At 54.3% G+C, this 21,902-nt stretch carries 19 protein-coding genes and 1 pseudogene; 9 read left to right on the top strand and 11 right to left on the bottom strand.

The window, feature by feature from the left end; genetic code table 11:
• The first annotated feature begins 1 nt into the window (after nt 1).
• The 3 genes from G411_RS20855 (at nt 2) to G411_RS0115930 (ending at nt 4,439) form a co-directional block, all read left to right on the top strand.
• Nucleotides 2–3,148 (top strand): efflux RND transporter permease subunit, encoded by a 3,147-nt coding sequence (locus G411_RS20855; protein ID WP_022960213.1) that lies wholly within the window; start codon nt 2–4, stop codon nt 3,146–3,148.
• A gap of 31 nt (nt 3,149–3,179) precedes the next feature.
• Entirely contained in the window at nt 3,180–3,422 is a 243-nt protein-coding gene (locus G411_RS20850) for a DUF6316 family protein (protein ID WP_157581360.1), read from the top strand.
• A gap of 108 nt (nt 3,423–3,530) precedes the next feature.
• A complete protein-coding gene (locus G411_RS0115930) occupies nt 3,531–4,439 on the top strand; it encodes a cation diffusion facilitator family transporter (RefSeq protein WP_022960211.1) in 909 nt (302 codons plus the stop codon).
• Between the two features lie 139 nt (nt 4,440–4,578).
• On the opposite strand, the gene lspA is transcribed toward G411_RS0115930, so the two are convergent.
• The 7 genes from lspA to G411_RS0115900 form a co-directional block, all read right to left on the bottom strand.
• Entirely contained in the window at nt 4,579–5,076 is a 498-nt protein-coding gene (gene lspA, locus G411_RS21930; RefSeq protein ID WP_084495608.1) for a signal peptidase II, read from the bottom strand.
• A gap of 4 nt (nt 5,077–5,080) precedes the next feature.
• Nucleotides 5,081–5,401, bottom strand: coding sequence for a P-II family nitrogen regulator (locus tag G411_RS0115925; RefSeq protein WP_028968519.1), 321 nt, complete (start codon nt 5,399–5,401; stop codon nt 5,081–5,083).
• A 78-nt stretch (nt 5,402–5,479) separates the two neighbouring features.
• Nucleotides 5,480–8,620 (bottom strand): efflux RND transporter permease subunit, encoded by a 3,141-nt coding sequence (locus G411_RS0115920; protein WP_022960210.1) that lies wholly within the window; start codon nt 8,618–8,620, stop codon nt 5,480–5,482.
• A gap of 75 nt (nt 8,621–8,695) precedes the next feature.
• A complete protein-coding gene (locus tag G411_RS0115915; protein WP_022960209.1) occupies nt 8,696–9,637 on the bottom strand; it encodes an efflux RND transporter periplasmic adaptor subunit in 942 nt (313 codons plus the stop codon).
• Complete coding sequence (locus tag G411_RS0115910) at nt 9,634–10,974, bottom strand: TolC family protein (protein WP_022960208.1); 1,341 nt, start codon at nt 10,972–10,974, stop codon at nt 9,634–9,636. Before G411_RS0115910 ends, G411_RS0115915 begins: the two co-directional genes overlap by 4 nt.
• A gap of 522 nt (nt 10,975–11,496) precedes the next feature.
• Complete coding sequence (locus G411_RS0115905; protein ID WP_022960207.1) at nt 11,497–12,150, bottom strand: class I SAM-dependent methyltransferase; 654 nt, start codon at nt 12,148–12,150, stop codon at nt 11,497–11,499.
• A 13-nt stretch (nt 12,151–12,163) separates the two neighbouring features.
• Entirely contained in the window at nt 12,164–13,024 is an 861-nt protein-coding gene (locus tag G411_RS0115900) for a cation efflux transmembrane domain-containing protein (protein WP_022960206.1), read from the bottom strand.
• Between the two features lie 116 nt (nt 13,025–13,140).
• Here G411_RS0115900 and cadR point away from each other — a divergent pair, with 116 nt between their 5' ends.
• On the top strand, nt 13,141–13,548 hold the full coding sequence (gene cadR, locus G411_RS0115895) for a Cd(II)/Pb(II)-responsive transcriptional regulator (protein WP_022960205.1): 408 nt from the start codon (nt 13,141–13,143) through the stop codon (nt 13,546–13,548).
• On the opposite strand, the gene G411_RS20845 is transcribed toward cadR, so the two are convergent.
• The 4 genes from G411_RS20845 to G411_RS0115880 all read right to left on the bottom strand — a co-directional run bounded on the left by G411_RS20845 (nt 13,526) and on the right by G411_RS0115880 (nt 18,199).
• Complete coding sequence (locus tag G411_RS20845) at nt 13,526–15,535, bottom strand: cytochrome c/FTR1 family iron permease (protein WP_022960204.1); 2,010 nt, start codon at nt 15,533–15,535, stop codon at nt 13,526–13,528. The two genes, cadR and G411_RS20845, sit on opposite strands and share 23 nt — an antisense overlap.
• A 439-nt stretch (nt 15,536–15,974) precedes the next feature.
• Entirely contained in the window at nt 15,975–16,085 is a 111-nt protein-coding gene (locus tag G411_RS21925) for a MerR family DNA-binding transcriptional regulator (protein ID WP_231580283.1), read from the bottom strand.
• Nucleotides 16,063–17,520, bottom strand: a complete 1,458-nt coding sequence (locus tag G411_RS0115885) for a Cu(+)/Ag(+) sensor histidine kinase (RefSeq protein ID WP_084495606.1) — start codon at nt 17,518–17,520, stop codon at nt 16,063–16,065. Before G411_RS0115885 ends, G411_RS21925 begins: the two co-directional genes overlap by 23 nt.
• Entirely contained in the window at nt 17,507–18,199 is a 693-nt protein-coding gene (locus G411_RS0115880) for a heavy metal response regulator transcription factor (RefSeq protein ID WP_022960202.1), read from the bottom strand. Before G411_RS0115880 ends, G411_RS0115885 begins: the two co-directional genes overlap by 14 nt.
• A gap of 337 nt (nt 18,200–18,536) precedes the next feature.
• Between G411_RS0115880 and G411_RS21640 the strand changes: the two genes are divergently transcribed.
• The 5 genes and pseudogenes from G411_RS21640 to G411_RS22580 all read left to right on the top strand — a co-directional run bounded on the left by G411_RS21640 (nt 18,537) and on the right by G411_RS22580 (nt 21,776).
• Nucleotides 18,537–18,896, top strand: a complete 360-nt coding sequence (locus G411_RS21640; RefSeq protein ID WP_022960201.1) for a transposase — start codon at nt 18,537–18,539, stop codon at nt 18,894–18,896.
• Nucleotides 18,893–19,228 (top strand): IS66 family insertion sequence element accessory protein TnpB, encoded by a 336-nt coding sequence (tnpB, locus tag G411_RS0115870; RefSeq protein WP_022960200.1) that lies wholly within the window; start codon nt 18,893–18,895, stop codon nt 19,226–19,228. Before G411_RS21640 ends, tnpB begins: the two co-directional genes overlap by 4 nt.
• Before the next feature lie 101 nt (nt 19,229–19,329).
• The gene (gene tnpC / locus G411_RS0115865; protein WP_022960199.1) at nt 19,330–20,880 is read left to right on the top strand and encodes an IS66 family transposase; all 1,551 of its coding nucleotides are present in this window, start codon (nt 19,330–19,332) and stop codon (nt 20,878–20,880) included.
• A 158-nt stretch (nt 20,881–21,038) separates the two neighbouring features.
• Nucleotides 21,039–21,218 (top strand): annotated as a pseudogene (locus tag G411_RS22585) (glutaredoxin domain-containing protein); the annotation flags it as partial.
• A 114-nt stretch (nt 21,219–21,332) separates the two neighbouring features.
• Complete coding sequence (locus G411_RS22580) at nt 21,333–21,776, top strand: MauE/DoxX family redox-associated membrane protein (RefSeq protein ID WP_425423267.1); 444 nt, start codon at nt 21,333–21,335, stop codon at nt 21,774–21,776.
• Nucleotides 21,777–21,902: the final 126 nt, after the last annotated feature.

The raw sequence follows: 21,902 nt of genomic DNA, 5'->3' as shown, positions 1-21,902 counted from the left end.
GATGATCAATGCCATCTTACGTCTCTCGGTAGAGCGACGGTTTTTAATGTTATCCCTTATTCTGGTGCTGGTCGGCGTGGGCGTGTGGAGTTTTCAGCGCCTGCCCATCGACGCGGTACCGGATATCACCAATGTCCAGGTACAGATCAACACCGAGGCACCGGGCTATTCCCCCTTGGAGGCAGAGCAACGCATCACCTTCCCGGTGGAAACGGCCTTGTACGGCCTGCCCAACCTGTCCTATACCCGGTCCCTGTCCCGCTACGGCCTGTCCCAGGTCACGGTGGTGTTCGAGGAAGGCACGGACATCTATTTCGCCCGCAATCTGATCAATGAGCGCTTGGGCGCCATCAAGAGCGCGCTGCCACCCGGACTGGAGCCGGAGATGGGTCCCATCGCCACGGGCTTGGGCGAGATCTTCATGTACACCGTAGAAGCCCTGCCCGGCGCCACTCAAGCGGATGGCAGCCCCCTGGATACTACAGGGCTGCGGGAAATCCAGGACTGGATTATCAAGCCCCAGTTGGCCCAGGTGCCCGGTGTGATCGAAATCAACACCGTCGGCGGCTACGAAAAGCAGTACCACGTCACGCCATCACCCCAACGATTGCTGGAGTTCAGCATCACGGTGGATGAACTGGTCAGCGCCCTGCGGGCCAATAACACCAATCGCGGCGCCGGCTATATCGAACGCAACGGTCAACAGCTATTGGTGCGCTCGCCCGGGCAGCTGGCCACCATTGGCGATATTGAACAGGTGGTGATTGCCAACCGGGATGGTGCGCCAGTCCGGGTAGCCGATGTAGCTGAAGTGGCCATTGGCAAGGAGCTGCGCACCGGCGCCGCCACCCGCGACGGCAGGGAAACAGTGATGGGCACGGCCATGATGCTGGTGGGAGAAAACTCCCGGGCGGTAGCACAGGCGGTGGCCGAGAAACTGGAGGCCATTCAGCCCTCCCTGCCCGACGGCGTCAAGGTGGAGGCGGTATACGACCGCACAGCCCTGGTGGACAAGGCGATTGCCACGGTGGAGAAGAACCTGCTCGAAGGGGCGCTGCTGGTGATCGTGGTACTGTTTCTATTGCTCGGCAACCTGCGCGCTGCCTTGATCACGGCAGCAGTCATTCCGCTTTCGATGCTGGCCACCATAACCGGCATGGTGCGGTCTGGCGTGTCCGCCAATTTGATGAGTCTGGGAGCGCTGGACTTCGGCCTGATCGTCGACGGCGCGGTCATCATCGTCGAGAACTGTATCCGGCGCCTGTCCCAGGCCCAGCACCAGGGTCAGTTGGCTCTCAAGGAACGTCTGCAATTGGTGTTCGAGGCCACCAACGAAGTGATTCGTCCCAGCCTGTTTGGTGTCGCCATCATTACTGTGGTGTACCTGCCGATCTTTGCCCTCACCGGGGTCGAGGGCAAGATGTTCCACCCCATGGCGGCCACTGTCGTAATGGCACTGCTGGCGGCCATGGTGCTGTCACTGACCGTGGTGCCCGCCGCTGTGGCGGTCTTTATGGGGGGCAAGATCAGCGAAAAGGAAAGCCCGGTAATCAGCGGCGCCAAATCGCTCTACAGGCCCGCGCTATGGGTGGCCATGAGGTTCCGCTGGCTGGTGTTGGGCGGCGCGACCGCGCTGGTAGCGGTCTGTCTCTGGCTGGCGACCACCCTGGGGTCGGAATTTATTCCACAACTGGATGAAGGGGATATTGCTCTCCATGCCCTGCGCATCCCGGGCACCGGACTGGAGCAATCTATCGAGATGCAGTCGCAGCTGGAAGAACGGCTGAAGGCGTTTCCGGAGGTAGACAAGGTGTTTGCCAAGATCGGCACGCCGGAAGTGGCCACCGACCCCATGCCCCCCAGCGTGGCGGACAACTTTGTCATCTTGAAGCCCCGCAGCCAATGGCCGAATCCAGACAAAACCAAGGATGATCTGGTGGCGGAAATGGCAGCAGCGGTGGAAATGCTTCCTGGCAACAAGTATGAGTTCACCCAACCCATCGAAATGCGCTTCAACGAGCTGATCTCCGGCGTGCGCGCCGATCTCGGCATCAAGGTATTCGGCGATGACCTGGATCAGTTGCTGGCATCGGCCAACGACGTCCTTGAGGTTGTGGAATCCATGGAGGGCGCCGCCGATGCCCGGGTCGAACAGGTGACCGGCCTGCCCATGCTGTCGGTACACCCCAAGCGCATGGCGCTATCCCGCTACGGGCTGACGGTGGATGATCTCCAGGATCTGGTGGCAGCCGGTGTCGGGGGCGAAAACGCCGGCCTGATTTACGAAGGCGACCGCCGCTTCCAGTTGGTGGTGCGTCTTCCCGAAGACATCCGCCGGGATGTGGACAGCCTCGCGGACCTGCCAGTCCCCCTGCCGGACGGTGGCTATGTGCCCTTGTCGGAAGTGGCCGAGCTGGAGTTAGCTCCGGCGCCCAACCAGATCAGCCGGGAAAACGGCAAACGTCGGGTGGTGGTCACCGCCAACGTGCGGGACCGTGATCTGGGCGGATTTGTCGAGGAAGCACAGGCGCGCATTGCGGACGACGTGGACCTACCTCCCGGATACTGGCTCGATTACGGCGGTACCTTCGAGCAACTGCAGTCCGCCAGTCAGCGGCTTGCCATCGTGGTGCCCGTGACACTCGCCATCATCCTCGCACTATTAGTGATGGCCTTCGGCTCCCTCAAGGATGCCCTGATCATCTTCACCGGCGTGCCACTGGCCCTTACCGGCGGGGTTCTGTCCCTGTGGCTGCGAGACATGCCCCTGTCCATCTCGGCGGGTGTTGGCTTTATCGCCCTCTCCGGGGTGGCGGTGCTGAACGGTCTGGTGATGATCGCCTTTATCCGCGATCTGTGGCACGAGCAGGGTGACCTGATGAAGGCCATTGTCGAAGGCGCCCTGATCCGCTTACGGCCGGTATTGATGACTGCCCTGGTAGCAAGCCTCGGCTTTGTGCCCATGGCCCTCAATACCGGCACCGGCGCCGAAGTCCAGCGTCCTCTGGCGACCGTGGTGATCGGCGGGATTATCTCGTCCACCCTGTTGACGTTGTTTGTACTCCCTGTGCTCTATGCGTTGCTGCATGGCAGAAGTGCGAGTAACTCCACGCCCACAGGCGACATTAAGCACGACACTGATAGTTAAGCAAAGCCCTACCATGGGGAGGAATCTCCCCATGATTTTTTCAACGTTCTTTTATTGCGGTTTATATCCTGGAAAGACTATGAACAATCCACCCAAGCAACGAAAAGATGACCCGAAGGAAGCTCCACACTTTCGAACACATCGCATCCACGCCATCAACAGTGACTGGTATTTTTTAACCCGTGAAGGTCAAAATATCGGGCCATTCCCGAACAAAAAAGCGGCCGAAGACAGCCTTGCGGAATTCCTGAAAGCTGTCAAAAAGGATGAGTAAACAATGGCCCAAAATCCACAAAATCGCCAAGGTACAGGCGACCAGGCACAGAGTAAGCTGAATACAGCAGATGCCTCTTTATAAATAGCCACCAACTAGGTTAACCCAATGAGTCACGACCATGTGCATATGCCCCCCGAGACCAAGGATAAACGCGTTGCCATCGCCATCTGGGCGAACGGGATCCTGACCCTGGCTCAGATTGGGGGAGGTATCTTTGCCGGCAGTCTCGCCCTTATCGCGGACGCCTTGCATAACTTCTCTGACATGGCCTCACTCGTCATCGCGTTCTTGGCGCAAAAAATTGCGCGCCGCCCGGCTGACGCAAGGATGACCTTTGGCTACGGGCGCATTGAAATCGTTGCAGCCCTCATCAACTACACTACCTTGATCATTATCGGGTTCTACCTGGTTTACGAAGGTGGCATGCGGATAATCGATCCTCCAGAGGTAAAGGGCTGGTGGGTCGTCTGGCTGGGTGGTATCGCCTTGGCCGTGGACGCATTGACAGCGTTGCTCACCTATTCGATGCAAAAAGACAGCGTCAACATCCGCGCACTGTTTCTTCACAATCTGTCGGATGCGCTCGCGTCGGTCGCCGTGGTCATTGGCGGGACCCTTATTTTACTCTACGACATGCGCTGGGTTGATCCTGCCATCACCATCGGCATCGCGGGCTACATTCTCTACCTGGGTCTGACAGAAATCGGCGGTACTATCAGAACCCTCATGCTGGGCAGCCCGGTGGATATCGATACCGATGCCGTCATTGTTGCCCTGTCCAACATCGAAGGCGTTATCGATCTTCATCACGTGCATTTTTGGCAGATGGGCGAACACGATGCCTCGCTGGAGGCCCATGTGATTATCGAGGAAAGTGCATGGGATCAGCTTGAGAATATCAAATACAGGATAAAACAGGCTCTGGCGCAGGAATTCAACATTAGTCATTCAACACTGGAATTCGAGCACCCGGACCACATGCACAAGGATGCCCACACCTATGGGCACGGTTAAGAGAGATGTTCTCCGCAAGCACCGGCGAGAGCGGAGACTATTTCGAAGTTAATAGATGAAACCACACGCTCCACTATTTCATGATGGAACGTGTTCCTACTTACCTCATTTCTTCGTTGTTATTACGGTTGCTGCTATCTCACCCATCATGGGCTGGATCATTTCTACGGCCTATGGTACCAACAATCAAAATACATACCCCTATGAATATCGCTGTATCAGCCAGATTGAATGCTGGCCAATGAGAATTGCTCCAGTGAAAATCAAGAAAGTCCACTACCGATCCTCGCCATACACGATCAACCATGTTGCCCAATGCACCACCAAGCACCAACGAATAGCTCGCCGCTTCAAGCCGGTTTGGACACTGCCGCATTGTCCAAACCAACCAAACTGATACGCCAGATGCTAATGCAATAAAGAAATAGCGTTGCCAGCCACCAGCATCAGCTAGCAAGCTGAATGCAGCGCCAGGGTTCATCCTGTGCACGATATTAAGAACTGAGTTAATCTCCACTCGCTCAGCGTACTCTATCGTACGCTCAACGGCACACTTACTTGCCTGATCCATCAGTAATATCAAACCGGAAAGACCTAGCCAACCACAAAAGGTGGTTGTCCGGTTGGAGTTCGCCATGAAGTTAATTTTCTTTTCCTCCAATAGGCAACGCTTGCTCGACAGGGGTGACGTATACCCAACCGGATATGTTGGGTCCGATTTTCCCGGTTTTGCGAATGATGGATGTCACCTCTTCCACCTGGTTGTCCTCACAAACCAGTGATAACTGCACTTCCGAGATAACCACACCAGCTTCGGACGAATACGCCAGCTCCTGCTCGCCTAAAGGCTTTAAGGTCCCCTTGATGTCGAGCAGCGATATGTTTTTGTAGCCTGCGTCACGCAGTGCTTCAATGACATCGGCTGATCGAACATGGTGAATAAACGCGGTAATTTGTTTCATGTAAATACTCCCAAAAAGTGTCGTTTTTGCTATCAGAGGGATCGCGACAAAGGGTTCTATGCCGCAATCCAGAAGGCGTTACTGAGCTATCGTGTCGCCATTGTCATCAATCGCTTTTGGCCTTCGCCAGGCCAGTCGATACAGTCCGGGAAGCACCAATAGCGTAAGTAACGTGGAAGAGATAATGCCGCCGATAACGACCGTGGCCAGTGGCCTCTGGACTTCGGCTCCAGTACTGGTATTGAGTGCCATCGGCAGGAAACCTAATGCGGCCACCAGAGCGACCATCAATATCGGCCGCAATCTCAACATGGCGCCGCCCAGAATCGCCTGCTCGACTGATTCTCCGCGACTGAGCTCATCCCGAAATGCCGACACCATCATGACCCCCGTCAGCACCGATACACCGCACAAAGTAATAAACCCAACGCCAGCGGTGATGGATAAAGGGATATCTCGCAACCACAAGGCGATAACGCCACCAGTCAGCGCCAGCGGTACGCCACTGAAGACTAATGCCGCATCTTTTGCCGAACCAAAGGTCATCATCAGCAATGCAAAAATCATCACCAAAGTGACGGGGACAAGCAGGCTCAACCGCTGCGAGGCCGATTGCAGTTGCTCAAAAGTACCGCCGTACTCCAGCCAATAGCCGGGAGGCAATTTCACCTGTTGCGCAACTTTGTCCTGAACTTCGGCCACAAAGCCACCCAAATCACGACCGCGAACATTGGCGCTGACTACCAACCGCCGCTTGCCGTTTTCACGAGAGATCTGATTAGGTCCAGGGGCCAGCGTGAGACTAGCCACTTCCCGCAGTGGCACGTAGCCGCCGTCTGGTAGTGGTATCGGCAAACGCTCCAACGCTTGTAAGTCGCCCCTTATGCGCTCGGCCACTCGCACCACTATCGAGAAACGTTGATCGCCTTCAAAGATCAGGCCAGCCTCCTCACCGCCCGTGGCGGCGGCGACTACGTCCTGCACATCGGCTACATTCAAGCCATAACGATACATAGCTGAACGATCAGCATTAATGGACAGAATAGGCAAACCGGATACCTGTTCGACCTTGACACCTTCGGCGCCCTCGATGCCAGTCAATACCGCCGCGATTTCGCTGCCCGATTTAAGCAGCTGGTCCAAATCATCGCCGAACACCTTGATCCCGAGGTCTGATCGCACACCAGAAATCAATTCATTGAAGCGCAGTTGGATCGGCTGGCTGATCTCATAGGCATTTCCCGGCAACAACGTCAGTTTCTCACCAATTTCTTCCAACAGCTGCGCTTTGGTTTTATCAGGATCGGGCCATTCACTGCGATCCCTGAGCATGACATAGCCATCGGAAATGTTGGGCCCCATGGGGTCACTGGCAACTTCGGCCGTGCCGACGCGCGCGAAGTAGGTTTTGACTTCAGGGATTTCCAGAACCGCTTTTTCCAGTTGAAACTGCATATCCAGGGATTGAGTGAGACTGGTGCCGGGTATTCGCAGTGCCTGGACGGCAATATCGCCCTCATCCAGATTAGGGATAAATTCCGTCCCCATCCGCGTGGCCAGTGCGCCGACCAAAACCACAAAGATCAGGGCCGCAGACAATACGAGAACGCGAAACTTTAGCGCCCACGCCAAAACCGGGGCGTAAAACCGTTTGGAGTGGCGAACAATAAAATTGTCCTTCTCCTCGATATGCCCCGTCATAAACAGCGCCACGGCGGCAGGGACGAAGGTGAGTGACAGCACCAACGCAGACAGCAAGGCCATGATCACCGCCATAGCCATGGGCGTAAACATTTTGCCTTCCACGCCCGTCAAAGCCAGGATGGGTAAGTTCACCAGAATCACCACTAACACGCTGATCAAACTCGGCGCAAAAACCTCGCGGGTGGCCGCAAACACCGTTTGAAAACGCTCATCCAGTTTTAAGGTGCGCCCAAGATGATGCTGTCGCCCAGCCAAGCGCATGATACAGTTTTCGACAATGATCACCGCACCATCCACAATCAAGCCAAAATCGAGTGCGCCCAAACTCATCAGATTGGCGCTGACCTTGGTTTGCACCATGCCCGTCATCAACATCAACATCGACAATGGAATCACCATTGCGGTGAGTAAGGCCGCCCGGACGTTGCCGAGCATGATCAGGAGCACGACGACAACCAATACCGCACCTTCGGCCAGGTTGGCCTGCACCGTGGCAATGGTTTTATCGACCAGTACCGTACGGTTATAAACCGGTTCGGCAATCACGCCCTCGGGCAGCGTCTTATTGATCTCCAACAACTTGGCCGACACATCCTGGGAAACCGTCCGACTATTACCTCCCAGCAGCATGACGGCGGTACCCAATACAGTCTCCTCACCATCGCGAGTAGCGGCACCTGTGCGCAACTCTTTGCCGAATCCGACCTCGGCCACATCAGCCACGGTAATGGGTAACCCGGCTCGACGAGCGACGATGATTTTTTCGATCGCAGGGATGTCAGCCACCTGTCCGGGGGCGCGGATTAAATATTGCTCACCATTTTTTTCAATATAGCCAGCACCGATATTAGCGTTGTTTTTCTCCAGTGCCGCTACTAAATCATCAAAGCTGAGCTGGTAGGCCAGCAGTCTTGAAGGTTCCGGCGTGATGTGGAACTGCTTCTCGAAGCCGCCAATGGTATTGACTTCGGTGACGCCGGGAACCAGGCGTAACTGCGGACGGATCACCCAATCCTGCAAGGTACGTAAGGCCGTCGCATCATAGGGCTCACCATTTTCTTGCAAGGCGCCCGGTTTCGCATGCACTGCATAGTGAAAGATTTCACCGAGTCCTGTGGCAACGGGCCCCATCACCGGACCGATTCCTGAAGGCATCTCGCTTTTTGCCTGCTGCAAGCGCTCGTTGATAAGATTGCGGGCAAAGTAAATGTCCGTGCCTTTTTCAAACACCACGGTCACTTGGGACAGAGCATAGCGTGATACCGAACGTGTACTCTCCACGTGGGGCAGCCCTGTGATCGCCAGTTCCACCAAGTACGTAATGCGTTGCTCCACTTCCAGCGGTGAGTAGCCGGGAGCTTCGGTATTGATTTGCACCTGGACATTGGTGATATCGGGTACCGCGTCGATGGGTAGGTGCTGATAGTTCCAGACACCCAGGGCACCAGTTACCAGCACCAGAAACATCACCAGCCAACGGCGTGCGATGGAAAATTGAATCAGTTTATCGATCATCAGACACTCCTTCGATGAGCGGCAATGAAAATGCTGTTCCGGCCGATGGTATGCAGAATGTCTTTCAGGAAGTGATTAATCATCATCGCCAACCTCCCCTTTACCCAATTCCGCTTTCAAAATAAAACTGTTGTTGCTGACATACACTTCATCTGCGGACAGGCCGGACACTACTTCGCTTAGCTCGCCGTCGGTGCGTCCCAAGGTTACCGTGCGTGCCTCAAAACCCTCCTTTCCCCGAACAAAAACAACGGGATTGTCGTCGACGATTTGCAGGGCTTCGTTGCGAATCACCACGGGAGTATTAATTTCGGCGCGGGTGATTTGTGCGTTGACAAACAGACCCGGTTTCCAGGTGCCGTTTGGGTTGTCGATCAAAACGCGCGCCGTAATGGCCTGATTGCTACCTTGGCCAAGTGGCGCAATATAGATGATATTTCCCTCTGCGGTTTGGCTCGAATCGAGGCTGAGAATGCGAACTTTCTGCCCTGATTGAACCTGAGCAACATCCTTTGGAAAAATCGACAGCTCTACCCAGACCGTGGAAAAATCCTTCACCTCCAATAGGGGGGCATCGCTGGTTTGTTCGCCAGGGTTAGCGTTGCGCTGTGTAATAACGCCATTGAGTGACGAAACTATCGAATAGGTTTTCAGGCTTTCGTTGGCTTCTACGGTCAACAGGGTTTCGCCCTTACGAACCGGATCACCAACACTTTTTTTAACTTCCCGAATAACACCGTCAAAGCGTGCGGTCACTGATTGTACGCGTTCTGCGTTGGTGGCGACGACGCCGTATACCGGCAATACATCGCGGATGGTGCCAGAAGTCACGGTTGCCAGCGTAATGCCCGAATGTTGTATCTGCTGCTGAGTCAGTTCAATGTGGCCTTCTTCGCCGTGCTCTGCTTCCTCTCCGCGACCTGTTTCGGCAAGAGCATGTCCGGATAGCAGTGCGATTAGGAAGCAACAGCCAAGAAGATGGGGGATGGGTTTGTTAATATGTGTTCTTGATTTCATCGTGATGATCCTGAAAATGTGTTGTCTTCGCCATACTGAGTCAAGGCCAGGGGCTCTGCTGTTAGTTGCTCAATTTCTGCGCCATAGGTTAAAGCGGCTGCCGCCGCTTCGATCTGGGTACGCCTGGCGCTCAATAATTCCTGCCGCGCGCTGACATAGTCGAGATACCCGTAGCGGCCGCGTTGATAGGCCACCTGAGTGTCTACCAGGGCCTGCTCAAGGGCGGGAATGATGGCGGTACGCAGTGCTTTTACCGCGACAATGGCTTGTTTGCGGTTGTGATAGGCGCGGAACAGCTGAGTGTGTAAATCCAGCAGCATTACGTCACGTTGTGCCAACACCTGATTTTTTTCGGCCAGCGCAGTCGACACAGCGCCGGTATTTCGTTGGCCGGAAAACAACGGCATGCTGAAGCCAGCCACCAGTGCGGTATCATCGGTTTCCTGTATTCGACGAACCCCCACTGACCAACTGATATCGGCGCTGGATTGGGTTTGGGCAAGGCGTAATTCAGCTTCTTTGAGGCGGGACTCTGCCGCGAATATTTCGATCGCCGGATTTTTTTCCACTTTGGCGTATAGCATCTCAAAGGCGACGTCCTCGCCAAACTGGAATAGATCACCTTGCACCTTGGCAAAGTCAGGTGTAGTCACTCCCCATAGAGCAGACAACGACACTTTCAAATAAGCCAGCCGTTGCTGCTCCGAAAGGAAAGCGAGCTTCGCTTGCTCGGCAGCGGCCTGTGCCCGTTTGACTTCCGCCTCGGGAGTCGCCCCCGCCGTAGCCCGCTTTTTCACAATGCGTAAGCTCTCGTTTGCCAATTGAGCAGCCTCGGCAGCCAGGGTAACCTGCTCCTGTGCGGCCAGCACATCGACATAGCGACGGGTGACTTCGCCTAATAAGGCCAGGGATTCCACCTGTCGGCTGGCATCGAGCACTGACCGACTGTGGGAGACAACGCCTTGTCGAGCCACGCGCTTATTCCCCATTTCGATGACCGAAGACAGGGCAATGGTCAGCTCAGCACCACCTGCGCCGCTAAAATCTCCGGTACCGCCGACATTTTCAGCCTCAAAACCCAACTCATACGCCGGCCTTAACCCGGCCGTCTCTGCCTGCCCCTGAAGGGCGGCATAGCGATAGGGAAAAATTTTCAAGGAAGGGTTTTGAGCTATTAAACGCTCGATGGCGCTATTTAACGTAATGGATGTATCCGTGGAAGCGGCCCAGGCACCCTGGACAAAAAAGAAAATAAATAAACTGAATAAAAAACCAGGGTACCTGCGTGACCACGGTTTGCTAGCGCCATAAACAGACGCGCTGTAATTGGGTAACATGAAATGAATCCTTAGTTCTAGAAATATAGCGGCTCAACACAATGACCATGGCCGTGATGTCTTTGAGTTTCTTAAAGGCCAGGATCAGCCAATAGGAGGGCGATAAAGGGAAGCCGGAATAACAGGAGGTTTAAAGTTTTGATAAAGCGTTATGACACTTCCAAGTAGCGAAGCCTCCATCGGAGAAATACTACTGGGTGCCAAAAAGCAGCAGTGCGCGTGACAACAACTACACTGATAGCAGTCATAGGGGAGCTGCTTGTCCGGCATTTGCTTTCCGAGCCTTCCATCAAAATTCGTGTCCGCATCCAAATATTTATGCGCAGCTGGCAGGAGCTCTGTACCGGATTGATAAAGTTTATACGTATCCGGCATAGCAGCCACTGACTGCAGAGCAATCAAAGCTAACAACAGGTAAATCGTGATTCGTCGGATCACGAAGCTCGCTTCTCAATACCATTAGGTTTAAAGTAATTGTCCAGAATCAGAAAACCGACGAATTTCTTAATGTCCCACTTCATTTTATGCCTTTGCACTCATCAAATGGATGGTTCCCAAGAGAGTTGACACGCAGCCATTACTCTCAGCTTTTACAAATCCGGCTTCGTCGATCAAATAGGGCAGCATACCGTGAACACTATCTCGTGTCGTTTCAAAACCATCAAGACACTGAACCAGCAGAAATAGCATTCGCTGAATCGATGACGAAGGCTTTCCCCAATCAGCAACGAGTAAACTGCCACCAGGTTTAAGGACCCGATGGATTTGCTTTAAGACATCGAGCTTCTGCAGTCGTGTCAAGTGGTGAAAAAACAAGCTCGACACTGCAACGTCAAAAGTCGCTGTTTCGAAGGGCATATCTTGTGCGAAACCCTGCCACAAACTCACACGCTGATCCATTGAAGCAAACTTGGTTTTGGCTAGTTCGAGTGCTCCAGAGTCTGCATCCAGACCAGTAATAGTCAGCGACGGTTCTCTTTCGGCAAACATTTGAGTTAGGGTTCCCGTGCCGCAGCCCACATCCAGTAAGTGTTTCCCCGCTAACGGAGCAGCTTGATTGACCAACGCCGTTTTGAAAATTTTCTCTCGCGTAGTCAAGGAAGCCACCCAGTCGTAATAACGGGTTAGAGCATGATACTTCAAAGCAGGAATATAGGTGGATCGTGGACTCTTCATCACCTTTTCTTATTCAGGACTTGAGCTGCAAAATACGGCGTGCACCATTCAGCACAATCAAACCGATGATCAGGCCAATCACCAAGTCGGGATAACGTGAGCCAGTCCAGGCTACCAATCCACCGGCTAGGATGACACCTAGATTCGCAATTACGTCATTGGCAGAGAATATCCAACTGGCTTTCATATGTGCGCCGCTATCCCGGCTCCTGGCAATCAACAGCAGACAGGTCACATTGGCCGCCAAGGCAACAAGCCCGAAGCTCATCATCAAAGTGGAAACCGGTTCACTACCAAATACTAATCGCCTTACCACCTCGCCCAAAGCGCCTAGGGCAAGAATGATCTGAAGCCAGCCGGAAAAATGGGCTGCGCGCAGCTTCACCCGCACACTGTGCCCTACGGCATACAGCGCCACGCCGTAAACGGCGGCATCCGCAAACATGTCCAACGAATCCGCGATCAAGCCAGTGGATTGCGCCCACCAGCCGACAGTGATTTCAATGACGAACATGATGCCGTTGATGGCAAGTAGCCACTTGAGAATGCCAGCTTCTGTTTGTGCCTCCTGTTTTGCGGACGCCTGTGCTCGGGCGAGGTCATCTCTGGCGACAGGCATTGTGCTTTCCAACGTCGCACCCAAGCCGAGTGCGCGCATTCGCTCCTCAATGGCGTCAGCGTTGTCTCCATGAAAGACACGCACTTTGCGCTTGGGGGTATCGAATTCCAGTACGACTTTAGGTTCCACACTGTCCAACGCCATACGGATCATGCCTTCTTCAGAAGGGCAGTCCATCTTGGGGACAAGATACTCACTGACAAAGCCGCCATGAGTAGCATCGTGTACTTCAGCAGTCTGGGGAGTGTTCTTCATCGCGTCACTATGACAATTGTCGCGGCATGTGTTTGTCATAAAAAGCCCTTGCTCTATCCATGGTGTGCACTTTAGACTCTATAGTAAGCATAGAGTCAAGCACGGAGATTGAATAAATGAAAATCGGCGAACTGTCGAAAGTGACTGGCTGCTCCGTGCAAACCATCCGGCATTATGAAAAGGAACATTTGATTGCCTCTGCTGAACGGAGTGAAGGCAATTTTCGCCTGTACGATGAAGCTGCCGTTGAGCAATTGCTGTTCATCAAACACTGCCGCAGCCTGGATCTCAGTTTGCCGGAGATCCGGCAATTATTGGGATTAAGCCGTTCCCCCGGCGCACAATGTGGTGACGTGAATCGGATGATGGATAGGCATATCGAGCAGGTAGAGGCGCGTATCCAGGAACTCACCAGGCTGAACGAGCAACTGAGAATGCTGCGCCGCAGCTGTTCAAACCGTCGGACAGTGGAGCAGTGCGGCATATTGCGGAATTTGTCGGCTACTCCGGTTTCGAGCGGCTGACACCCGGTTCCAAAAACTCTCCTGAACGTTCTGCAACAGGGGCATTTTTCCGCTGCCTTCTCGCCAGCCCCAGAAAGACCAGGAAAACCACCAGTACCGACAATTGCGCCATGATCCCCTGCCAGGTGGATTTGACGCCGACCCAATCGAATTCAAAACTGACAGGCAATGGGGTAATACCGATAAGATCCGCTTCCTGAAGTGCCGACATCGCCTTACCCATGAGGACAAACGCCAGGGCCAGCAACAGGTAGGTGGTGACGGAAAAGAATCTGGCAATGGGTAATTTCACTGAGTAACGCACCAGCAACCAGGCCAATACGGCCAAGAAAGCAGTACCGGCTACAAAGCCGCTGAATACGGATGAATATTGAGCGGCTGCAGCCTGGGTCAGCAGCGCCTGATAAAACAAGACCGTTTCAAAGACTTCACGATAAACCGCAATAAATGCCAGCAGCGCAAGACCCCACAGGGTACCCGCAGTCAGGTGGGAGTTGATGTGCTGCTGGATATAGGCCTGCCACTGGGCAGCATGGGTTTTACTGTGCATCCAGATGCCGACATAGAGCAACACGACCGCCGCCAAAAGGGCCGCAACCCCTTCCATGACTTCGCGGCTGGCGCCGCTGATACTGACCAGTGACTGTGCGGCAGCCCAGGTCGCAACACCGGCCACCAATGCCGTTACCCAACCCAAATGCACATACCGAAGTCCGTCACGCCGACCGGTTCGCACCAGCACAGTCACCAGGGCAATCACCACGAGCAGGGCTTCGAGCCCCTCCCGCAACAGAATAACCAAGCTGGCACTGAACAGGGTCGCATTGGACAAGGTAGATTCCGAAAGCAATCGATCCGCATCATCCAACCTTGCCAGCGTCCGGCTCACAGCGCTTTCCACCTCACCCGGGGACTGAGCCTGCTTCAATAATTGCCTTATCGCCATCATATCGGCTTCGAGCGTCTGGCGGAGTGCTTTATCCTGCGCATCCAGGCTGTTTTCGACCAATTCAAAGCCATCCAGATAAGCGCTGACCGCCAGTGCTTGTGCTGTCTGATAATCGCCGCGCTGGTGTGCCTCTTGTGCTAGCAGCAGTTGGTCGCGGGTGATTTTCAGAGGATTGGTCGATTCCTGGAATAACAGTTCTGGCTTTGCGCGCAGCCGTTCGATCCCCTTCTGCGTCATATCCGGGTGTTCTGCAGCGAGTTGCGCCGGCGTGTGGTTAACCATCTGTGACAAGGTGACGCCAGGTGGCTCGCCTGTAACCTCAGAGCCGGATTGAAATGCCAATCCGCCGACGTGGAACGCCAGCGACCAGCGTTGCTCTTCCGTCAGTTGGGTAAATGCCGGCATTGCGGTATCGTCTATGCCATTGGATATAGCGTCGTACAGGCCCAGAAGAGACCGATTCAAGGCTCGCTCTTTGCTGGTGAAATCGGTTGGAGCGGGCTCCAGCTGTGCGGCCATCACACCATCGCCCCCACCGGCTGCGCCATGGCAAGAAGCGCATTGGCTCTCATACAACCCTTTGACAGTAGCTTTGGACAACAGGCGATCCGGTAAGGACGACTGAGGCATCAGTGCCAACAACGTACCCCGCAGGCTGCCGCTCATTTGCCGAATTGTTTCAATAGCCTGTTTGTTCTGGATGGCTTCCTGTAAAGCCTTGGCCTGATCTGTCAGGTCGCCAGCGTCGGCTGATTTATCCTGAATCTCAGAAATATTCGTCACAATGAGCTGGGAGAACTCCAGCATTTCCTGATATTCACCGTCATTGACCACATGGCCATCTTTGACGGCTTCCACGTAATCCACAGCAATGTATTCGGCCAGCTGTGCCAATTGACGCATCTGAGCCGAGCCGTCATCACTCATCTCGGCCTGACTGGTCGCTGGAAGCAAACACGATAAGCCCAGCAGCAGTACTGAGACATTCAAAACAAATTGCTTCGGGCTTATAAAACGGTATATCCAGTGCGCCTGCATTAACGAGATCTCTACTTGGCTTGTTGCTAATGATAATTAATCTCAATTCTAATGCCTATGGTAGCTATAGAGTCAAGTGTGTGACTGGTTTGTTGGCATTCCTGACAACACGGCTCCTGTCGGCACACGGGATATCCTTCTGCCTCCATTGAGCTGCTCTCATAACCAGTCGTACCCGCAGTCCGGGGCCGTGCAGAATGGCATTACGGTGCGTATCTTCTGTCGGAGCAACCTCACGCATCGCACTCCTCTTGCGTTTGTACATTGGACTGGTTGAGATACACCAGCATGATCATCCTGATCTTCACGGCGACCCCGGACAATGCGATTCTCTAGGCGCCAACAGATTATCGATTTCTTACAAAGTGGATCCTAGCTCTTGGGCTCATTTCATGAAGAAGACCCGCTTCAGAGTGGCTTTTGGGTTGGTGCGGTATCCTTAAGCTGGCTTTAGCGGCTGTTCGATAAGCCCGAGGCGTTCGTAATAACGAATAGTTTCGACACTGACCCGAGCTGCTTGTGCCAGTTTACCGATGGTCAATTGACTCATCACTTTCTCCCGTAGCACTCACCTCTACATCAGCCATGCTGGGTAAACTGATCGTGAAGCGCGTGACGCCGCGTTCGGAGATCACCGCGATGTTTCCTTCATGGGCCTCGACTATGGACTTGACGATAGCCAGCCCCAAGCCAGCACCTTCGCTTTGGCGTTGCCGGGAAGGATCGACCCGGTAAAACCGGTCGAAAATCCTGAGCAAATGCTCGGCTGGAATTTCTGGCCCCGGATTCTGTACGCTGAGTAACGCCCTACCCTCGCCCGATGAATCCAGACGGATCAGCACACTTCTTCCCACTGGTGTGTGGCGTATTGCATTGGACAGCAGATTGGACAATGCGCGACGCAGCATAGCGCGGTCACCTTGTATAATCGGTGCCTTTCCTTCCAACACCAATTGGATGTGCTTTTCCTCCGCCAGGGCCTCGAAAAAATCGAACAGCTCGCGCACTTCCCGAGCCAGATCCAGCGGTTCCCAGACAGGCTTGAGCAGGCCGTGTTCGCTCTGGGCCAGCCAGAGCATGTCGTTGACCATTTTGGTCAGGCGCTCCTGTTCTTCAAGATTCGAGTAGAGCAGTTCGCGATATTCTTCCAGGCTTCTGGACTTACCCAAACCCACCTGGGTCTGGGTGATCAGGTTGGTCAAAGGCGTGCGCAATTCATGGGCAATATCGGCGGAGAAATAGGATAGTCGAACGAAGCTGTCTTCCAAGCGGCCAATCATATGATTAAAGGAACAGACAAGGTTTTGCAGTTCCCGGGGAACGGTGTTAGGGTCTAGACGCACATGAAGGCGATCCGCCTGAATATCACTCATTGTCGCACTCAGCTCGCGCAAGGGCGCGTGCCCCTGGTGCACGCCATACCAGGCCGCCAAGAGAGTCACCGCGCCTGCCAGCACCATAATCATCCACAAACTGCGCCGAAAATTTTCCAGAAAGTGGATATGGAAATCCATATCGATAGCAGCAACGATGCGATAATTCTGGTCTTCAATGCGGGTATGCGTGATAGTGCCACGGTAGGTTTTGCCATCAGTTTGCCAGGTATAAAGATTGTCTACCTGAATACGGCTCACAGGAGAATAGGTGTTTTCTTGTGGCGAAGGTCCACCCTCCTCAGGACCATAGACCAAACGTCCCGCATCATCCCACACTTGAAAGTAGACACCATGGTGACCAGAAACAGCTCGCGCAAGGGCGCCCTCCGGTGCCGAGTCCTGATCTTTCGCCGATTGTAGAGCGTCTTCAACAGCACGAGTAATCACCACCAACTCGTCGGCATCCTGTTCAGCAAAATGGCGCTCTACTTCATTCAGCACAAGATAACCGATCATCAGTAAACTGAAACCGATAGCCATCGCGACAAACAGCATCACCCGGCTGTTGAGTGACAGTGGTCGTCTCCGGGCGAGACTAACTTTCGTCATGGTCGTCCTCGACCTCCAGCTTGTAACCCAAGCCGCGCACAGTGTGAATCAGCTTGGGTTCATAATCGTCATCGATTTTTGCCCTTAGGCGCCGTATGGCCACGTCAATGACATTGGTGTCGGAATCGAAGTTCATGTCCCACACCTGGGAGGCGATCAAGGAGCGCGGCAGTACTTCGCCCTGTCGCCGGACCAACAGCTCCAGCAAACAAAACTCCTTGTGGCTGAGATTGATCTTGCGGCCGGCGCGCGTGGCCCGGTGACGCGGTAAATCCAGGGTGAGGTCGGCAACTTTGATCTGATCGGTCATCACCGGCACCGTACTGCGGCGTAACAGAGTGCGCACCCGGGCCAGCAGCTCGGCAAAGGCGAAGGGCTTGACCAGGTAATCGTCAGCACCCAGCTCCAGACCCTTTACGCGGTCATCCACGCTGTCGCGGGCGGTCAGGAACAGCACTGGCGTCTGACGGCCAGCCTCGCGCAACGACTGCACGATCCGCCAGCCGTCGACGTCCGGCAGCATGACGTCCAGCACCAGCAAATCAAAGGTCTCTGTCATTGCCAAATGATGGCCATCAAGGCCGTTACGTGCCAACGTGACCAGAAAGCCCGCCTCGGTCAGTCCCTGCTGTAAATAATCGCCAGTTTTGATTTCGTCTTCGACCACCAATAGCCGCATCGCTTCACCGCTCCTACTATCAATATATGCCGGGTTTCCTTCAAGACTATCTGCCTCTTCCCAACAGAAACATGACCATAGGATTACATATATGTAATCCTATGGTCATGTTTAAGACAGGAGCCTACTACTATCATCATCAGAAGGACACCTCAAGCGCTGTTCATTCAGTCATATCAGTCATATAAAGGAGGGAACACCGATGTCAGGCACCAAGACAGCTGAACTGTACCGGATGGTGATGGAGGATCATCGTAACCGTCCGGTGAACTCACCTGCTATTTCGTGCGCTCATCCGCAATCATAGTGTCCACTTATTTTAAGTGGACACTTAGCTATGGATACACAAGGGTTACTTCCTCCCCCGGTTAAGCGGCATCGCCGCCGTCACTCCCGGCAGTTTAAGCAACAGGTCGTAACAGCCAGCTTCGTGCCCGGCGCCTCGATAGCCGGTGTCGCTCGCGAGTTCGAGATCAATGCCAACCTGGTTCATAACTGGCGCAAGCAGTTGGGGCAGGCTGCTCCGGAGAACACCGACTTCATTAGAGTGGCACCGCTATCAATGGGATCTGATAAAGGGGTCACCGCAGTAGCGGAAACACTGCGGGTGGAGATAGCCAGCGCCATGGGCACAGTGACACTCCACTGGCCCATGGCGCGTTTGGATCATCTTGCGGCCTGGCTCAAATCCTCATGATCCGCATTGATGAGATCTGGTTAGCCCGTGAGCCCCTGGATATGCGCGCCGGGCCGGATACCACGCTGGCACGTGTGGTGCAGAGCTTTGGCGAAGCCCGGCCCCACTGCGCCTACCTCTTTGCCAACAAGCGCGCCAACCGGATGAAGGTGTTGGTGCACGATGGCTTTGGCCTTTGGCTAGCGGCGCGTCGATTACACCGCGGCAAGTTTATCTGGAGCAATCTGCGCGAAGGGGGCGCGGTTGCCTTGGATGAGGAGCAGTTCCGGGCGCTGATCACCGGCTTGCCCTGGCAGCGCGCCGGTGGCGCGGCAACCATCTCGGTACTGTAAATCCCGTTAGGTATGCTGCGCTCGCGCAGCATAGTTACCCACCTTAGTCCATTTACAGAATCGTCATCGCAGGCGGCGCCACGTTCTGGCAACATCGCTGTATGACTCAGCTTAAGCCTGCCGACCTCCAACACCTCACTCCTGAACAGCTTCGGGCAATGGTGCTGCAACTGCAGGCAAACAATGATCAGCTTGTGTCTGCTAACAATGAGCTAGCATCGGCCAACACCACGCTCTCTACCCACAACGACAAACTCACCCACGAGTTGGCCCTGCTGCGCCGACATCGCTTTGGCAAGCGCAGCGAAGGGATGGACAAGCATCAGCTGGCCTTGCTGGATGCGCTGGTGGATGAAGACATCGCCGCCATTGAGGCTGAGCTGGAAGCCCTCTCGCCAAAGGCCGCTGAGCAACGCGTGCGCAAACGGGCCAAGCGCCAGCCGCTGCCCAAAGACCTTCCTCGCACCGAGATCCATCATGAGCCGGAAAACACCAACTGTTCCTGCGGCTGCGCCCTGACCCGCATTGGTGAAGACGTCAGCGAGAAGCTGGATTACCAGCCCGGCATCTTTAGCGTCGAGCGTCATATCCGGGGCAAGTGGTGCTGCCGGGACTGCGACAGCCTGGTGCAGGCGCCGGTAGCCCCTCATATTATTGATAAAGGCATCCCCACCACCAATTTGCTGGCCCAGGTACTGATCAGCAAATACGCTGACCACCTGCCACTGCACCGGCAGGCGCAGCAGTTTGCCCGGGCGGGCGTCAGTATCCCGCGCTCCACCCTGGCAGATTGGGTAGGCCGTTGTGGTGTAGAGCTGCAGCCCTTGATCGACGCTTTACGAGAGACCCTGCTCAAAGAAGCCGTCTTGCACGCCGATGAAACCCCGGTGGCGATGCTGGCGCCGGGGAAGAAGCAGACACATAAGGCCTATGTTTGGGCCTATGCCTCAACCCGGTACTCGGCCATCCAGGGCGTGGTCTATGACTTCCAGCCCGGCCGTGCCGGGCAGGCAGCGAGAGACTTCCTGGCCGAGTGGCAAGGCAAGTTGGTCTGCGATGACTATGCTGGCTACAAGGCTGGCTTTGCCAATGGCATCAGCGAAGTCGGTTGCTGGGCCCATGCAAGGCGCAAGTTCCATGATTTGCATGTGGCCAATAAGAGCCAGATTGCTGGGCAGGCGCTGAATTACATCCAAGACCTGTATCGGATTGAGCGGGAGCTGGCTGAACTGACGCCGCAAGCGCGACAAGTCCAGCGGCAAGAACGATCAAAACCGATCACCGACCAATTGCATCACTGGCTCATTGCCAAACGACAGCAGGTGCCCGATGGCAGCGGCACCGCCAAGGCCATCAACTACAGCGTAAAACGCTGGGAGGCCTTAACCCGTTATCTCGATGACGGCGCCATCCCCATCGACAACAACTGGGTGGAGAATCAAATCCGGCCTTGGGCGCTCGGGCGTTCAAACTGGTTGTTTGCGGGATCACTGCGCAGTGGACAGCGGGCGGCAAATATCATGACCCTGGTCCAGTCCGCGAAGATCAACGACCTCAATCCGCAGGCCTATTTGAAAGACATTATGGAGAGGCTGCCGACCCAGAAGGCATCGAGAATCGGTGAGCTGCTACCCCACAATTGGAAGCCCTGATCACCGACAAAAGCAGAATAAAAATAGCAGGAAGGCCGGCCATCATGGCCATACCCACCTTCCGTAGTGTCCTCTCATCCTGAGAACGCCTCCCTGCAATAAGCACATCCTGTGCCTACCGTGAACTATAGATACACGAATCAAATTTGCAAACTTGAATTAAGTATGGGGTTCACCGGACGGTTACGGATCATCTCTGTCCCTATGGCTTAAAATCGAAACATTTATTAGAGACCCAAGGGTTCCAGGTAGAAGATCATCACCTTAAAAATCACGAGGAAACCGAAGCTTTTAAGCACAAGCATAATGTTGAAACCACTCCTCAGACCTTTCTGGGAGGTAACCGAATCGGTGGGTACGACGACCTACTTGTGTATTTTAGGAAAGAACCAAAAGACAAAAATGAACAAACTTACTGGCCCGTTATTGCTCTGTTTTCTATGACCTTTCTGATGGCCACGGGTTCGGCTTCGGTTGTTGAAGGGCAATGGCTGTCTTTACGCACTTTCGAGTGGTTCATCGCTTTTTCAATGTGTGGTCTTGCCTATTTGAAAATACGTGATGTCGAAAGCTTTTCGACCATGTTTCTTAACTATGATCTTCTTGCCCAAAAATGGGTGCCTTACGGGTACGTGTATCCCTATGGTGAAGGCCTGGCAGGCTTGCTAATGATAGCCGGAGTATTGCCTTTTGTATCGATACCAATTGCCTTTTTCATAGGGATTGTCGGTGCCGTCTCGGTATTTAAAGCCGTGTACATTGACAAAAGAGAGCTCAAGTGCGCCTGTGTAGGTGGCGAGAGTAACGTCCCCTTGGGATTTATATCGCTCACTGAAAACCTCATGATGCTTGGCATGGCAATATGGATGCTACTCAAGGCAAGTGTTATGGGGTAGCCGCAAGCTTTTTTCATACCCTGCTCCCCAGAGCCATTCATCAACCCTAAATCGGCAACTCGAATCATCACACCTAGCGACAATTTTGCAGGATTACAAGGTTGTCATCCAGGAGTCATGCGGGTG

Source organism: Spongiibacter tropicus DSM 19543 (assembly GCF_000420325.1).
Taxonomy (GTDB): Bacteria; Pseudomonadota; Gammaproteobacteria; order Pseudomonadales; family Spongiibacteraceae; genus Spongiibacter; species Spongiibacter tropicus.
Note: the sequence above shows the minus strand (reverse complement) of the source record. Positions and strands in the feature narration are given on the sequence as shown.

Excerpts from the sequence above, each read along its gene's own strand:
- G411_RS20850 (WP_157581360.1), top strand. The coding sequence starts at position 3,180 with ATGATTTTTTCAACGTTCTTTTATTGCGGTTTATATCCTGGAAAGACT.
- G411_RS0115910 (WP_022960208.1), bottom strand. The coding sequence starts at position 10,974 with ATGTTACCCAATTACAGCGCGTCTGTTTATGGCGCTAGCAAACCGTGG.
- tnpB (WP_022960200.1), top strand. The coding sequence starts at position 18,893 with ATGATCCGCATTGATGAGATCTGGTTAGCCCGTGAGCCCCTGGATATG.
- cadR (WP_022960205.1), top strand. The coding sequence starts at position 13,141 with ATGAAAATCGGCGAACTGTCGAAAGTGACTGGCTGCTCCGTGCAAACC.
- G411_RS0115920 (WP_022960210.1), bottom strand. The coding sequence starts at position 8,620 with ATGATCGATAAACTGATTCAATTTTCCATCGCACGCCGTTGGCTGGTG.
- G411_RS0115925 (WP_028968519.1), bottom strand. The coding sequence starts at position 5,401 with ATGAAACAAATTACCGCGTTTATTCACCATGTTCGATCAGCCGATGTC.
- G411_RS21640 (WP_022960201.1), top strand. The coding sequence starts at position 18,537 with ATGGATACACAAGGGTTACTTCCTCCCCCGGTTAAGCGGCATCGCCGC.
- G411_RS0115885 (WP_084495606.1), bottom strand. The coding sequence starts at position 17,520 with ATGACGAAAGTTAGTCTCGCCCGGAGACGACCACTGTCACTCAACAGC.
- G411_RS0115880 (WP_022960202.1), bottom strand. The coding sequence starts at position 18,199 with ATGCGGCTATTGGTGGTCGAAGACGAAATCAAAACTGGCGATTATTTA.
- G411_RS0115900 (WP_022960206.1), bottom strand. The coding sequence starts at position 13,024 with ATGAAGAACACTCCCCAGACTGCTGAAGTACACGATGCTACTCATGGC.
- G411_RS20845 (WP_022960204.1), bottom strand. The coding sequence starts at position 15,535 with ATGCAGGCGCACTGGATATACCGTTTTATAAGCCCGAAGCAATTTGTT.
- G411_RS0115905 (WP_022960207.1), bottom strand. The coding sequence starts at position 12,150 with ATGAAGAGTCCACGATCCACCTATATTCCTGCTTTGAAGTATCATGCT.
- G411_RS21925 (WP_231580283.1), bottom strand. The coding sequence starts at position 16,085 with ATGAGTCAATTGACCATCGGTAAACTGGCACAAGCAGCTCGGGTCAGT.
- G411_RS20855 (WP_022960213.1), top strand. The coding sequence starts at position 2 with ATGATCAATGCCATCTTACGTCTCTCGGTAGAGCGACGGTTTTTAATG.
- G411_RS22580 (WP_425423267.1), top strand. The coding sequence starts at position 21,333 with ATGGCCACGGGTTCGGCTTCGGTTGTTGAAGGGCAATGGCTGTCTTTA.
- G411_RS0115930 (WP_022960211.1), top strand. The coding sequence starts at position 3,531 with ATGAGTCACGACCATGTGCATATGCCCCCCGAGACCAAGGATAAACGC.
- G411_RS0115915 (WP_022960209.1), bottom strand. The coding sequence starts at position 9,637 with ATGAAATCAAGAACACATATTAACAAACCCATCCCCCATCTTCTTGGC.
- lspA (WP_084495608.1), bottom strand. The coding sequence starts at position 5,076 with ATGGCGAACTCCAACCGGACAACCACCTTTTGTGGTTGGCTAGGTCTT.
- tnpC (WP_022960199.1), top strand. The coding sequence starts at position 19,330 with ATGACTCAGCTTAAGCCTGCCGACCTCCAACACCTCACTCCTGAACAG.